Source organism: Streptomyces sp. B3I8, from assembly GCF_030816915.1.
In the GTDB taxonomy this organism is placed as follows: Bacteria; Actinomycetota; Actinomycetes; order Streptomycetales; family Streptomycetaceae; genus Streptomyces.
The window spans coordinates 1795137-1809292 of the sequence record NZ_JAUSYN010000002.1 but is presented as its reverse complement, the minus strand read 5'-3'; the positions used below and the strand labels follow the sequence as shown (position 1 = coordinate 1809292).

Below are 14156 nucleotides of genomic sequence, written 5' to 3'. Positions count from 1 at the left end.
TCATGCCTCTTGCTGCAACCCTTGCGGCGGCGATACGGTCACGCCGCGCCCGGCAGCATCGCCGCCGCCGTGGCGGGGTTCAGCAACCGAGCCGCATCCCCGAGGAGTTCACCCTGTGAGACCGAGACGGCGGACGCCCCTGTCCGGGCGCCGCACCCCACAGCGCGGCCGCGTCGCCGCCCTCACCGCGGCCGCGCTCGCCGCCGCCCTCCTCAGCCCGGTCGCCGCACGGGCCCAGGCCCAGGCCCAGACCCCGCCCGCGCCTCCGTCGGACGCGAAGCTCGCCGCCCAGCCCGCGCGCCACGACGCGACCCGCGAGCAGTTCTACTTCGTCATGCCGGACCGTTTCGCCAACGGCGACACCGCCAACGACCGGGGCGGACTCACCGGCTCCCGCCTCGCCACCGGCTACGACCCCACCGACAAGGGCTTCTACCAGGGCGGCGATCTCAAGGGCCTGACGAAGCGGCTCGACTACATCAAGGGCCTCGGCACCACCGCTCTCTGGCTCGCCCCGATCTTCAAGAACCGCCCCGTGCAGGGCACCGGCGACAACGCCTCGGCCGGCTACCACGGTTACTGGATCACCGACTTCACCAAGGTCGACCCGCACTTCGGGACGAACGCGGACCTCGAGACCCTCATCGACAAAGCCCACGCCAAGGGCATGAAGGTTTTCTTCGACGTCATCACCAACCACACCGCCGACGTCGTCGACTACGAGGGAAAGTCCCACGACTACCTCTCCAAGGGCGCCTTTCCGTACCTCACGAAGGACGGCAGGCCCTTCGACGACACCGACTACGTGGGCGGCGAGAACGGCAAGCAAGGCAAGCACGGCAGGACCGACTTCCCCGCCGTCGACGCCGGTTCCTTCCCGCGCACCCCCGCCGTCGCCGCCGCCGACAAGGACGCCAAGGTCCCCGCCTGGCTCAACGACCCGACGATGTACCACAACCGCGGCGACTCCACCTACGCCGGCGAGTCCGCCACCTACGGCGACTTCTCCGGCCTCGACGACCTGTGGACCGAGCGCCCCGAGGTCGTCCGCGGCATGGAGAGGATCTACGAGCGCTGGGTGCGCGACTTCGACGTCGACGGGTTCCGCATCGACACCGTCAAGCACGTGAACATGGAGTTCTGGACGCAGTGGGCCACCGCCCTCGACGCGTACGCGGCCCGCCACGGCCGCAAGGACTTCTTCCAGTACGGCGAGGTCTACTCCGCCGACACCTCCGTCACCGCCCCCTACGTCACCCAGGGGCGCCTCGACGCCACTCTCGACTTCCCGTTCCAGGACGCGGCCCGCGCCTACGCCTCCCAGGGCGGCAGCGCCAAGAAACTCGCGTCCGTCTTCGGCGGCGACTACAAGTACACGACCGACAAGGCCAACGCCTACGAACAGGTCACCTTCCTCGGCAACCACGACATGGGCCGCATCGGGTACTTCCTGAACCAGGACAACCCCAAGGCCACCGACGCCCAACTCCTCGCCAAGGACCGGCTCGCCAACGAGCTGATGTTCCTCGGCCGCGGCAACCCCGTCGTCTACTACGGCGACGAACAGGGCTTCACCGGCGCGGGCGGCGACAAGGACGCCCGTCAGACCATGTTCGCCTCGAAGGTCGCCGACTACCTCGACGACGACGAGATCGGCACCGCCCGCACCCACGCGAGCGACGCCTACGACACCAACTCCCCGCTCTACAAGCGGATCGCCGCGCTCGCCGAACTGCGCAAGGCCAACCCCGCCCTCACCGACGGCGTCCAGACCGAGCGGTACGCGGCCGACGGGGCCGGTGTCTACGCCTTCACCCGCACCGGAGGCGATAAAGACGAGTACGTCGTCGCCTTCAACAACGCCGACGACGCCAGGACGGCCACCTTCGCCACCGGCTCCGCCCGCATGACCTACCGGGGCATCTACGGCACCAGGGCGAACGTCACCTCCGGCACGGACCGCAAGGTGACCGTCACCGTCCCCGCCGGGTCCGCGATCGTCCTCGAGGCGGCCGCACCGCTGGAGAAGCCCGCCACCGAGCCGACGATCGCCCTCGAGGCCCCGGCGGCCGGCGCCACCGGCACCGTGGAACTCACCGCGGACGTCGACGGCGGACAGCTCAACAGGGTCGTCTTCGCCGCCCGGACCGGCACCGACAGGTGGCAGGTCCTCGGCTCCGCCGACCACGCTCCCTACAAGGTCACCCAGACCCTCGGCGCGGACGTGGAGCCCGGCACCGCCCTGCGCTACAAGGCGGTCGTCGTGGACTCCGCCGGCCGCACCGCGAGCGCCACCGCCGCCTCCACCTCCGGCACCCCGCCCGCCGCGCAGCCCCCCACCGCCTCCACCCGCGACTACGCGATCGTCCACTACAAGCGCGGCGACGGCGACTACGCCGACTGGAACCTGTACGCATGGGGCGACCTGGCCGACGGCGAGGCGACCACCTGGCCCGCCGGGCATCCCTTCAGCGGCCGTGACGCCTACGGCGCCTTCGCCTGGGTGAAACTCGAGCCGGGCGCGTCGAACGTCGGCTTCCTCGTCGTCGACAAGGACGGTGACAAGGACGTCGCCGCCGACCGGTCCATCGACGTCACCAGGACGGGGGAGGTGTGGATCGCGCAGGGCGACGCCGGCGTCGTCACACAGAGGCCCGACCATCCGGCGCAGGACACCACCAAGGCCGTCCTGCACTACCACCGCGCCGACGGCGACTACGACGGCTGGGGGCTGCATGTCTGGACCGGCGCCGCGCACCCCACCGACTGGTCGGCACCCCTGAAGCCGGTGAAGACTGACAGCTATGGCGCTGTCTTCGAGGTGCCGCTCACCACGGGTGCCACCGGTCTCGGCTACATCCTCCACAACGGAGACGAGAAGGACCTCTCCGCCGACCAGTCGCTCGACCTCACCGCCGCCGACGGCCACGAGGTGTGGCTGGTGAGCGGCCAGGAGGAACACCTGCTGCCGCAGCCCGCGGGCGGCGCGGCCGCGCTCGACCTCGGCACGTCCAAGGCCGTCTGGATCGACCGGGACACCGTCGCCTGGAACGGCGTGGACGGTGCCGCCTCCACCCAGCTCCTCTCCTCCCCCGACGGCTCGATCACCGTCAAGGACGGGGCGCTGACCAGCGACGACGAGCGTTGGCTGCGGCTGAGTGGCACCACGCTCAGCGACGCCCAGAAGGCGAGGTTCCCGCATCTGAAGGACTACGCCGCCTGGTCCGTCGACCCGCGCGACCGCGACCGGGTGCGCGACGCCCTGCGCGGGCAGCTCGTCGCCACCCAGCGGGCCGCGAACGGCGCCGTCCTCGCGGCGACCGGCGTGCAGACCGCCGGTGTCCTCGACGACCTCTACCCGGGCGCCACCGAGGCCGACCTCGGGCCCACGTTCCACCACGGCCGGCCCACCCTGTCCGTCTGGGCACCCACCGCGCGGAACGTGGCGCTGGAGCTGGACGGCCGTACCGTGCGGATGCACCGCGACGACACCACGGGTGTGTGGTCCGTCACCGGGCCCGCGTCGTGGCGGAACAAGCCCTACCGGTACGTCGTGAAGGTATGGGCCCCCGGCGCCGGGGGGACCGGACAGGCCGGGAAGGTGGTGACCGACAAGGTCACCGACCCCTACTCCGTCGCCCTCACCACCGACTCCGCGCGCAGCCTCGTCGTCGACCTGGACGACGCACGGCTCGCCCCGTCCGGCTGGTCCTCGCTGCACAAGCCCAAGGCCGTGCCGCTGCGGGACGCGCAGATACAGGAGCTGCACGTCCGCGACTTCTCCGTCGCCGACACCACCGTCCCGGCGAAGGACCGGGGCACCTATCTCGCCTTCACCGACAGGGACAGCGACGGCTCGAGGCACCTGCGCGCGCTGGCCGAATCCGGCACCTCCTACGTCCACCTGCTGCCGGTGTTCGACTTCGCCACCGTCCCCGAGCGGGCGTCCGACCGGGCCACCCCCGACTGCGACCTCGCCTCCTTCGCCCCCGACTCCGACAAGCAGCAGGAATGCGTGGCGAGGACCGCCGCGAAGGACGCGTTCAACTGGGGCTACGACCCGTACCACTACACGGTCCCCGAGGGCTCGTACGCCACCGATCCGGACGGCACGGCCCGTACGGTCCAGTTCCGGCAGATGGTGAAGTCCCTCAACCAGGACGGGCTGCGGGTCGTGATGGACGTGGTCTACAACCACACCGCCGCCTCCGGGCAGGCCGACACCTCCGTCCTCGACAAGATCGTCCCCGGCTACTACCAGCGGCTGCTCGCCGACGGCTCGGTCGCCACCTCCACCTGCTGCGCGGGGACCGCGCCCGAGAACGCGATGATGGGCAAGCTGGTCGGCGACTCGATCGTCACCTGGGCCAGGGAGTACAAGGTCGACGGGTTCCGCTTCGACCTCATGGGCCACCACCCGAAGGCCGACATCCTCGCCGTCCGAAGGGCGCTCGACGCGCTCACCGTGGAGAAGGACGGCGTCGACGGGAAGAGGATCATCCTCTACGGGGAGGGCTGGAACTTCGGCGAGGTCGCCGACGACGCCCGGTTCGTCCAGGCCACGCAGAAGAACATGGCCGGCACCGGCGTCGCCACCTTCTCCGACCGCGCCCGTGACGCCGTGCGCGGGGGCAGCCCGTTCGACGAGGACCCCGGCGTGCAGGGCTTCGCGAGCGGCCTGTACACCGACCCCAACGCCTCCGCCGCCAACGGCACGAAGGCCGAGCAGAAGGCGCGGCTGCTGCACTACCAGGACCTCCTCAAGGTGGGCCTCAGCGGCAACCTGGCCGGATACCGGTTCACGGACAGCGGCGGCAAGGAGGTCACCGGCGCGGAGGTCGACTACAACGGTGCCCCCGCCGGTTACGCGGCCGCGCCCGGCGACGCCCTCGCCTACGTCGACGCGCACGACAACGAGTCCCTGTTCGACGCACTCACCTACAAGCTGCCGACGGACACCTCCGCCGCCGGCCGGGCCCGTGCGCAGGTCCTGGCGATGGCCACGGCCGCCCTCTCGCAGGGCCCGGCGCTCTCCCAGGCAGGCACCGACCTGCTGCGCTCCAAGTCCCTGGACCGCAATTCCTTCGACAGCGGCGACTGGTTCAACGCCATCCACTGGAACTGCGCGGACGGCAACGGCTTCGGGCGCGGGCTGCCCCCGGCGGCGGACAACGCCTCCAAGTGGCCGTACGCGAAGCCGCTGTTGAGCTCGGTGAAGGTCGGGTGCCCGCAGATCGAGGGCGCCTCGGCGGCGTACCGGGACCTGCTGCGGATCCGTACGACGGAGAAGGACTTCTCCCTCTCCACGGCGGCCCGGGTGCAGGACCGGCTCTCCTTCCCGCTGTCGGGCGAGGGCGAGACGCCCGGCGTGCTCACCATGAGCCTCGGCGACCTCGTCGTGGTCTTCAACGCCACGCCCCAGGAGCAGCGGCAGACGGTGAGGGCGGCGGCCGGGACACGGTACGCGCTGCACCCGGTGCAGGCGAAAGGCGCGGACCCGGTGGTGAAGCGCGCCTCGTACGACAGGGCGGTCGGTACGTTCACGGTCCCGGGCCGAACGGTCGCCGTCTTCACCCGCGGTTAGGGTGAGGGGGCCCGCCTGCCGCGTTCTGGCCGGCGGGCCCCGTTTCTCCGATGAGATCAGGTCAGGGGTTGCTCATGCCGCAGGTCACCGTCGAGTACTCGGACACGCTCGCGTCCGGCTTCGACCGGAAGGGTTTCGCCACGGCACTGCACGCCGATCTCGTGGAGACGGCGGCGGCGAAGCCGGAGGCGTGCAAGACACGCTTCGTGCGCACCGAGGACGTGACGGTCGGCCCCGACACCGAGGGGCACGCGCACGTCCACGTCTCGATCGCGCTGCTGCCCGGCCGCACGGACGAGACCAAGGCCAGGCTCACCGAGGCGGCGCTGGACCTGCTGCGCACGCATCTGCGAACGGGCGAGGAGCGGCTGCACACCTCCGCCGAGGTGCGCGAACTCGACCCCTCCTACCGGAAGTTCGAGGGCTGAGCAGGCTTCAGGAGGCGTCGGGGGGAGTGGCCAGGGCGACGAGCCGGGCGACCAGGTCGGTGAACGGGCTGTCGTCCGGCTCCTCCTTGACCATGGCGCGCAGCACGTCGCTCATCTCCTCGTCGTGCGCCGCGCCGACGGCCGCCAGCGCGGCGAAGTCGTGCACGAGCTGCACCTCCAGCGCACCGCGCGGGATGCGGCGGCCCTCCAACCAGATCAGCGCCGTCGACTCGACCAGCGAGATCCAGGACCGGACGACGAGCTCCAGCTGGGCTGGCGGGGCCTTGGCTCCCGGCTCGAAGCCCAGGTGCGACAGGATCTGGACGTACGCGGCCTGGCGCACGGAGTCGACGAGCGCGTTGGTCCGCGAGGAGCCGACGGCGGGACCGCCGCGCATCAGGGCGGAGAAACCGGGGCCGTGGTCCTCGACGAAGTCGAAGAAGCGGCGCATCACCCGCAGCAGCCGGGCGCCGAGCGGACCCTCGTGCGGTTCGGTGAAACGTCCGGCGAGATCCTCCGAGGCGCGCTTCAACGCGGCCTCGTACAGGCTGAGTTTGCCGGGGAAGTAGTGGTAGACCAGCGGCCGTGAGATGCCGGCGGCCGAGGCTATCTCGTCGATGGAGACCTCGTCGGGGGAGCGTCGGCTGAACAGTTCGAGGGCGACGCCGATCAACTGCTGCCGCCGCTCCTCGACACCCATCCTGCGGCGAGCCCCGATTGTCATACGAGCACTTTACCGATCGCGTCACCGATCACGTCACTTACGACGTCACCGATGACGTCGTCGCTCGCACGCGTCAGTGGCCGGTGTCCGACGACGACGTCCGGCGGTCCGCCGCTCCCCCGTCGTTCTGGGGGCGCCTGGTGAGGACGAGCGGCTCGGACTCGGTGATGGCGACCGTGTGCTCGGAGTGGGCGGCGCGCGAGCCGTCCGCCGAGCGGATCGTCCAGCCGTCCGGGTCGAAGCGGATCTTGTCCGTGCCGGCGGTGAACCAGGGCTCGATCGCCAGGGTCAGCCCGGGGCGCAGCGTCCAACCGCGGCCGGGGCGGCCTTTGTTGGGGATGTGCGGGTCCTCGTGCATGGTGCGGCCGATGCCGTGCCCGCCGAACTCCAGGTTGACCGGGTAGCCGTACTCGGCGGCGACCGCGCCGATGGCCGCCGAGATGTCCCCGAGCCGGTTGCCGGGCCGGGCGACGCCGATCGCGGCCTCCAGCGCGACCTCCGTGGCCTCGATCAGCCGCAGGTCCTCCGGGGCCGGGGTGCCGACGACGACGGAGAGCGCCGAGTCGGCGGCCCAGCCGTCGACGGTCACCGCCATGTCCATGGTCAGCAGATCACCGTCGCGCAGCGTGTACTTGTGCGGCAGCCCGTGCAGCACGGCGTCGTTGACCGAGAGGCACACCACGTTGCGGAACGGGCCCTTGCCGAAGGAGGGTGCGTAGTCCCAGTAGCAGGACTCCGCGCCGCGCTCCTTGATCCGCCGGCGGGCGTGGTGCTCCAGGTCCATCAGGTCCACCCCCACCGCGGCGAGCTCGCCCAGCTCGGCCAGCACCTCGCCGAGGAACTGCCCGGTGACGTGCATGCGTTCGATGTCTCTGGGGGTTTTGTGCTCGATCACTGCGCTCCTCGATTCCCCGGGGCGACCGGTAGGTATATTTATACCAGGCGGGGGGCGGGTCGACGGCACGGGAGGTGTCCCGTCGACGAGGAGTCGGTTGCCGGGGGGTACCCCCGCCCCTAGCATGGGCTCATGGTCCGCCACCCGCTCGCCCCCGAACAGATCGAGGCGGGCCGACGCCTCGGAGCCGCGCTGCGCCGCGCCCGGGCCGGGCGCAACCCCGGCGAAGTGGCTCTGGCGGCGGGCATCTCGCCGGAGACCCTCCGCAAGATCGAGACCGGTCGGCTGCCGACGCCCGCGTTCGGCACCGTCGTACGGCTGAGTGAGGTGCTCGGCGTGCCGCTGTCCGAACTCGCCGACGTCTGGCGCGCCGACCCGGCGGCCGCGCTCAGCGAGGCGTCCTGACCCTCCCGCGTCGAGCGTCGTGACCCTCCCGCGTCGAGCGTCGTGATCCTGCCGCGTCGAGCGCCGGGTCCGCGTACGAGCCGGGCGGCCCCTTCTCACGACCGTGCGGCCCGTCGTGTCGTCGACGGGCCGCACGGTCGTGCTGGGGGTGCTCTCGGGTGTGCTGGGGGTGCCGGGAAGGCGCGCCTCAGCGCAGGTGGTCCAGTGTGTTCCCGTTCTCCAGCGTCGCCGTGAGCTCGGTCTCGGCGTCCGGCTTCGCCGGCAGCGACAGGGTGTGGCCCTCGGCCTCGCCCCTGACCGAGCCGGTGGCCCGCACCGTGACGGCCGCGCGGTCCGCGGCCGCCAGCAGGTACCACGCGTCGGCGTCCGACTTCCACAGCACGCCCGCCAGGACGTGCGGATCCTTCGGACCGCAGGCCGGGTCGTCCTGCGCCTTCGCGGTCACCGCCCCGTAGGGGGAGGACGGGGCCCGGAACTGGGCCAGCACCTGGACGTCCTCGCCCCGCCAGGTCTCCGCCCGCGTGCACACCCACGCCCCGTCGCCGCTGCCGTCCGGGAGCGGCTGGCGCGCGTACTGCCAGGCGTTCACCGTGCGCACACCCTGCGCGCGGTCCGCCGCCAGCGAGCAGGCGAACGGGGCCCAGGTGCGCAGCGCCGCCGCCCCGGCCGCCTCGCGCGGGGCCGCCGGACGGCCGACGGTCAGATGGGCGGGGGTCAGCTCCCCGAGGTCCGTCATCAGGCGGGTGCCGCCCGAACGGTCGGTGAGCTGCAGGACGTTCCAGGAGGTGCAGGACCCGGGGTGGGCGGCGGGACTGGACAGCGGCGAGACGGTCCCGTCCGCACGGCGGTGCAGGTCCATCACCCCGGCCGCCGGCTTCCTCAGGTCCCGCTCGCCGGCCCGCTCGATCCAGGGTGCCGTCAGATAGCGCACGTTGCCGTCGGCACGGCCCAGCACCACCGCGACGGCCTCCGCGCGGCCGGCGCCGTCCACCCGGGCGAAGTCCACAGCGGCGCCGGCCGTCCCGGACACCGGCTCGGCGTACCGGACGATGCGCAGCCCGTCGTACAGCAGCACCACCCGGGCGGAGTCGACCTCCCCGGCGTACAGCAACTGCGGTGGACCTGCCGGACCGCCCGAGGGCGTGCCCGGTGTCACCGCCACCCGCACCGACTCGCCCGGCCGCGCCCACACCGCCAGGGCACGGCGCAGCAACGCGGTGTCGTCGACGTCGTCGCCCCGCGCGGGCCACACGGAGAAGTCGGTGCGCGGCGAGGTCCGCCACGCCGTGGCCGCCGCCTTCGTGAGCCTGCCGGGGTCGAGGGCGGCCGCCGCGGACGGGTTGCGCGCGTACGCCGGGGCGGCGGCGCCGTCCGGCCCCCAGCCGCCGCCCGGCAGCGCGAGCAGCGCCCCGCAGACGGCGACGGCCGCCGCCGCGACGAGCGCGGCGCGGGCGTGCCGGCGGCGGCGCATCAGGTCGGTGGGGCGGGCGTGCAGTGTGCAGGGATCGAACTCGCGGGAACCGAACAGCAGTTCCCGCGCGGGGACGGTGGCCGCCTCGGCGAGCGCGCCGTCCGGGTCCGCGACGCCGGCCGCGGCCAGGACCTCGCGCAGGGCGTCGTCGGGCAGCCGGTCCAGGCCGCGCAGGACGTACGCCGCGCGCGCCGGGGCGGAGAGCGCGGACAGCGCCTGGTCCAGGGCGTTCTCGTCGGCGCCGCCGGAGCGCGGGGACAGCGCGAGACCGCGGACCTGGGGGAGCAGCGGGGGGAGCTGGGCCCGGCGGGGCCAGGCGCGGAAGGTCAGGGGGCGGGCGGCGTCCAGCGCGGTGCGGATCACCCGGGTACGGACGAGGGCGTAGCCGGGGTCGCTCTCGCGGCCCTTGGACTGGGCCGGGATCACGGCGGGCGGGGCGGGGGTGCGGCCGTGGGGGAGGGCGCGTTGGACGAGGGAGTGTGCGGTCAGGACGCGGCGGTTGCGGCCGAGGGTGGCGGGGAGGGTGAGGTAGGCGAGGCGGGTGAGACGGGGATAGTGCTCGACGAGGGCGGCCTCGGCGGCGGTGACGTCGATGGTGGCGGGGCGGGGGGCGACATCCTGTGACTGCACGTTCAGCGCAACGAGCGAACGGCGACGAGGTCACCGGGCTCCGTTCGTGCCAGGGGGTGCGCGAGTGTTCTCCTCGCTCCCGCCGCCCTTGCCCTTCCCGACCCCGGACCGCAAAGGAGCGCGCGGTTCCCCGCGCCCCTGAAGAGGGGCGCGGGGAACCGCGCGGTCACGCGAGCCGCCAGGCGGAGAACGTCGCCGTGCCGCGCTCCCCGTCGCCCCCGTTCGTCGCCGTCATGAAGAGGCCGACGTCCTGCACGGACCCGGCCCCCGGCACCGTCACCGTCGCCACCGTCCGCCAGGACGACCCCCCGTCCGCCGAGAACTCCCCGAGGAACGCGCCCCCGGTCCGCGTCAGCCGCAGCAGCACCGGCGCCTTCACCCCCGTCACCCGCTTGTACGTGTCGAGCGTGCCGTCGCCGTTCGAGTCGTACGACAGCACCACCCCGTTCGACGGCGTCACCGCCAGGTCGACGAAACCGCCCGCCCCCGGCGTCGCCAGGGCGTCGCGGGCGACGATGCCGGCCCGCGCCCACGCCCCCGTCACCGCCTGCGTGTCCACCCGCACCGTCACCGACACCCCGTCGCGCAGCGCCCCCTCCCGGTACACCGTGCCGAACTCGGCCGTGCCCTTCCAGAGGTCCGCCCCGCCCCCGTCGATCGCGAACCGCTCGCCGAGCTGCCCGAAGACGGCGTCGTTGTTCGTGTACGTCCGCCATCCGTCCTCCAGCGGCCCCGCCTCGAACAGCGTGCCGTCGAAGCGTGAGGTCACCCGGCTCTCGCCGCGCGGGCCGTAGGTCACGGCGAGGGAGTACGGCAGCGGCCGCAGGGGCTCGTCCAGCGGCGTGCCCGGCGCGTTCGCGCGCCACCGCACGATGCCGGTCCCGGCCGCCGGCACCCCGCTCAGCGACCCGGCACCCTCCGGCGTCGCGTCGAGGCCGGTGAGCGCGAAGTCGACGCGGCCGGTGCCGCGCAGCCCGTTGACGTTGCGGAAGACCGCCGTCACGCGTGCGTGTCCGCCGGGCGGGAGGACGACCGGGTCGGCGGTCACCGCCAGCGCGCCCTGGTACGGCGCCCGCGCCAGGGCGTCCCGCACCCGGGCGGCGGTCCGGTAGGCGTCGCCCACCGGACGCAGCGGGTAGTCCTTGCGCTCCCGGGTCCACGGCTCCTCGAACGCGAACCAGTCCACCGCCGCCGGCTCGGTGCCGGTGGCCAGCGCGTCCTCGCAGGCGTCCAGCCACTTCCGCCAGCGCGGCAGGTAGAAGTCGGAGAGCAGACCGTGCCATTCGCGGTTGCCGTACTCGTGCAGGTCCCCCGCGTCGGAGGTGTCCCGGTCGCCCCACACCGTCACCAGCGTCTTCGCCGTGCGCTCGAACTCGGCCCGCTCGTCCGTACCGGTCGCCATCCGGCGCGCGTCCTCGATCCAGGGTCCCAGCAGGAAGGCCGGGTGGGTACCGGTGACGTCGTCGGAGAGCCGCATCAGCGTCAGCCACTGGGTGGCCAGCGCCTTGAACGTGGCGGTGTCCTTGCGGTCGAAGGCGGCCCTGAGCTGTGGCAGGTACTGGCGGCTGCGGTGCGCGAGGGCCTGCCGGGCCACGTCGATGAGGTCGTAGCGGTAGGCCGCGCTGCCCCGCCGCCGGCCGGCGACCGCGAGGAGCCCGGCGAGCGCGGCGTCGAAGCGGGCCGGGTCGTAGGTGAGGGCGCTGGGCGCGTACCGGGCGGCGCGGGTGGCGGACAGGTCGGGGCGGGCGCAGAACAGGGAGTCGTGCGGGTCGCTGCGCTCGGTGGCGTGCTGCTGGTACGCGGTGTCGTGCAGGGCCTGCCAGGCCCTGCGGGCGGCGGCGTCCCGGCCGCCGTAGCGGAAGTCGGCGTAGGAGGCGAACCACCGCGCGCGGTCGATCGGTTCGTCGGTCCAGGCGAGTTCGGAGAAGAGCTCGAAGGCGGCCGGGTCGCGGTCGGTGGCCTCCGGGAGGTACGCCGTGCCGGCCAGCGCGCTGCCGGGCTTGTCGCGCCAGGCGAAGAACTTCTCCTGCCAGACGTGGGCGCGGGCGCCGATCGTGGTGCGGCCGCCGAAGTTGGGGATGGTGCCGAACGCGTACGGGGTGCCGCCCCAGTCCTTCTCCCGGTCGGTGACGCTCGTGTAGCGGTCCGAGACGCCGTCGACGATCAGCATGCGCTTCTTGTCGATCGCGTCGAGGAGTTCGGGCAGCGGGTTGGCCTCCCAGCCCAGGATCACCCAGGTGGCGCCGGGGTGGGCGGCCTGCAGCGCCTTCTCGACGCCGTGTGCCGCGTCCGGCACGGGGACGTCGCCGGCGGTGCCGCCCTCGTGCAGCAGGTCCATCTTGAAGTGGGCGGCCGTGCCGAAGACGTCCTTCTGGTGGCGGTAGAAGGAGGTGGCGACCTCCGCGAAGGACTCCGTGCGGGGGTCCAGCCAGTCGGGGCGGTCGAAGCCGTGCCAGGTGCCCTGCGGGACGACGTGCGCGTCGCCGCCGTTGCGGTCCACGAAGTTCTTGGGGACGTGCCCGTAGTAGCCGGGCAGGACGGGGCGCATGCCGAGGGCGCGCAGCCGGTCGGCGATCCGGCGGCCCAACGCGGCCCGCTTCGCGATCAGTTCCGGGGAGAGGGGGCCGCCGTAGCCGTACAGGTTCTGCAGCAGCCACCACGGCTGGTGGGAGGGGGCCGGGAGCCAGGCGCGGGCCTCGGCGTCGCTGTAGCCGAAGTCCTTCAGGACCCGGTGGTAGACGGCCTCCATCCCGGCGATCACCATGACCTCGTTGCAGCCGTGCGCGGCGAGCAGGTCGATCTCGTGCTCCCAGTACGCGAAGTCGGCGTACGGGGCGGTGTAGCCGTCGTTGGTGTCGTTGAGCGCGAACCGGTGGGGGAGCGCGGTGGCTCTCTCGATCGTGCGGGCGGGCGCGGGCAGCCGGCGCGGCAGGTCCAACTGGCTGCCGTTCCAGGCCAGATGAGCCCCGCAGACGTACTTCAGGTACCAGTGCGCCCCGTGGACCAGCACCGCGGGAGACGTTCCGGCCACCTCCAGGTGTCCGGTGGTGCCGGTGACCCGGAAGCGGTCGTGTCCGGCGGCCGCGCGGCGCAGAGGCGTCAGCCGGAACTGTCCGGCGTGATCGGGCAGCAATCGATTGAGCGCGGAGCGCGCGGGAGCCGTATCGAAGGCGGGGCCCTCGCCGGGGCCCCCGGCGGCGTGGGCCGGAACCGTCGTACCCACCACGGTTCCGAGGCCGAGAACACCGGCCGTGCCCAGCACCGTACGTCGCGACGGAAGGTTCGATGAGTCCATCTGGGTGCCCCCTGTGTCGACAGGTGCGGCACGCTAATGGGACGGCCGTCCGTGCTCAATGGTGCGCACGGAGCTGGCGAGTTCACGTCGCCCGAAGTGACCGGAGGAACGGATGAGGTTGACAACCGCGAGGCTCGCGACGGGCGCGGCCGTGGCCCTGCTGACGCTGACGGCGTGCGGGGCCGGGAAGAACGGGGCCGCGGCGGAGCAGATACCCGCCACCAGGACCGGGAGCCTGGAGGAGATCGCCTCCGACGCGCACTGCGCGCCGGACATGCAGACCGACGCCGACGAGATCCGCCAGGCGATCTGCAAGAACAAGGGAGGGAAGTTCGTCCTGGCCACCTTCGCCACCGACCGCGGTCAGCGCGAGTGGGTCAACGAGGCGAAGGACTACGGCGGTTTCTACCTCGTCGGCGCGAAGTGGGTGGCCGTCGGCGACCAGAAGATGGTGCGGACGCTGCGCGGCACACTCGGCGGGACGCTGGAGGTGGGCACCGACCACGCGGCCCACGCCTCCCACGAGGGCTGAGGAGGGCCAGGTCCGTTCGTCCGTCCGGCCGGGCGCCCGCGGGGCGCCCGGCCGACTGCTGCAAGGGCGTGGGGGCGGCTGTCGGGAGAGCACCAGGGGCGGGCGCCCGGGCCGAATGAGGGCCGGGTGCGCGGGCTCGGTTGCGGGCCGGGCGCCCGGATCGGGTGCGGGAAGAACGTCCGGACCGGCTGG

The 14156-nt window shown here is 72.9% G+C and carries 8 protein-coding genes; 4 read left to right on the top strand and 4 right to left on the bottom strand.

Translation table 11 applies throughout. The annotated features are described in order from the left end of the window. Window positions 1–115 precede the first annotated feature (115 nt). Both pulA and QFZ64_RS10275 read left to right on the top strand, forming a co-directional pair. Window positions 116–5584 (top strand): pullulanase-type alpha-1,6-glucosidase, encoded by a 5469-nt coding sequence (gene pulA / locus QFZ64_RS10280; RefSeq protein ID WP_307064575.1) that lies wholly within the window; start codon window positions 116–118, stop codon window positions 5582–5584. 74 nt (window positions 5585–5658) lie between these two features. Further along, window positions 5659–6012 carry a 5-carboxymethyl-2-hydroxymuconate Delta-isomerase gene (locus QFZ64_RS10275; protein ID WP_307064574.1) on the top strand — a complete coding sequence of 118 codons (354 nt, stop codon included), beginning with the start codon at window positions 5659–5661 and terminating at the stop codon, window positions 6010–6012. 7 nt (window positions 6013–6019) lie between these two features. Here QFZ64_RS10275 and QFZ64_RS10270 read toward each other — a convergent pair whose 3' ends face one another. Both QFZ64_RS10270 and map read right to left on the bottom strand, forming a co-directional pair. Continuing rightward, window positions 6020–6736 (bottom strand): TetR/AcrR family transcriptional regulator, encoded by a 717-nt coding sequence (locus QFZ64_RS10270; RefSeq protein ID WP_307064573.1) that lies wholly within the window; start codon window positions 6734–6736, stop codon window positions 6020–6022. Window positions 6737–6809: 73 nt separating this feature from the next. Then, the gene (map, locus tag QFZ64_RS10265; RefSeq protein WP_307064572.1) at window positions 6810–7631 is read right to left on the bottom strand and encodes a type I methionyl aminopeptidase; all 822 of its coding nucleotides are present in this window, start codon (window positions 7629–7631) and stop codon (window positions 6810–6812) included. A gap of 132 nt (window positions 7632–7763) precedes the next feature. Here map and QFZ64_RS10260 point away from each other — a divergent pair, with 132 nt between their 5' ends. Beyond that, the gene (locus QFZ64_RS10260) at window positions 7764–8036 is read left to right on the top strand and encodes a helix-turn-helix domain-containing protein (protein ID WP_307064571.1); all 273 of its coding nucleotides are present in this window, start codon (window positions 7764–7766) and stop codon (window positions 8034–8036) included. 187 nt (window positions 8037–8223) lie between these two features. Here QFZ64_RS10260 and QFZ64_RS10255 read toward each other — a convergent pair whose 3' ends face one another. Next, a complete protein-coding gene (locus QFZ64_RS10255) occupies window positions 8224–10137 on the bottom strand; it encodes a hypothetical protein (RefSeq protein WP_307064570.1) in 1914 nt (637 codons plus the stop codon). Window positions 10138–10303: 166 nt separating this feature from the next. Then, window positions 10304–13432, bottom strand: coding sequence for an alpha-N-acetylglucosaminidase (locus QFZ64_RS10250; RefSeq protein ID WP_307064569.1), 3129 nt, complete (start codon window positions 13430–13432; stop codon window positions 10304–10306). A 112-nt stretch (window positions 13433–13544) separates the two neighbouring features. Between QFZ64_RS10250 and QFZ64_RS10245 the strand changes: the two genes are divergently transcribed. Continuing rightward, the gene (locus QFZ64_RS10245; RefSeq protein ID WP_307064568.1) at window positions 13545–13964 is read left to right on the top strand and encodes a hypothetical protein; all 420 of its coding nucleotides are present in this window, start codon (window positions 13545–13547) and stop codon (window positions 13962–13964) included. The last annotated feature ends 192 nt before the right edge of the window (window positions 13965–14156 follow it).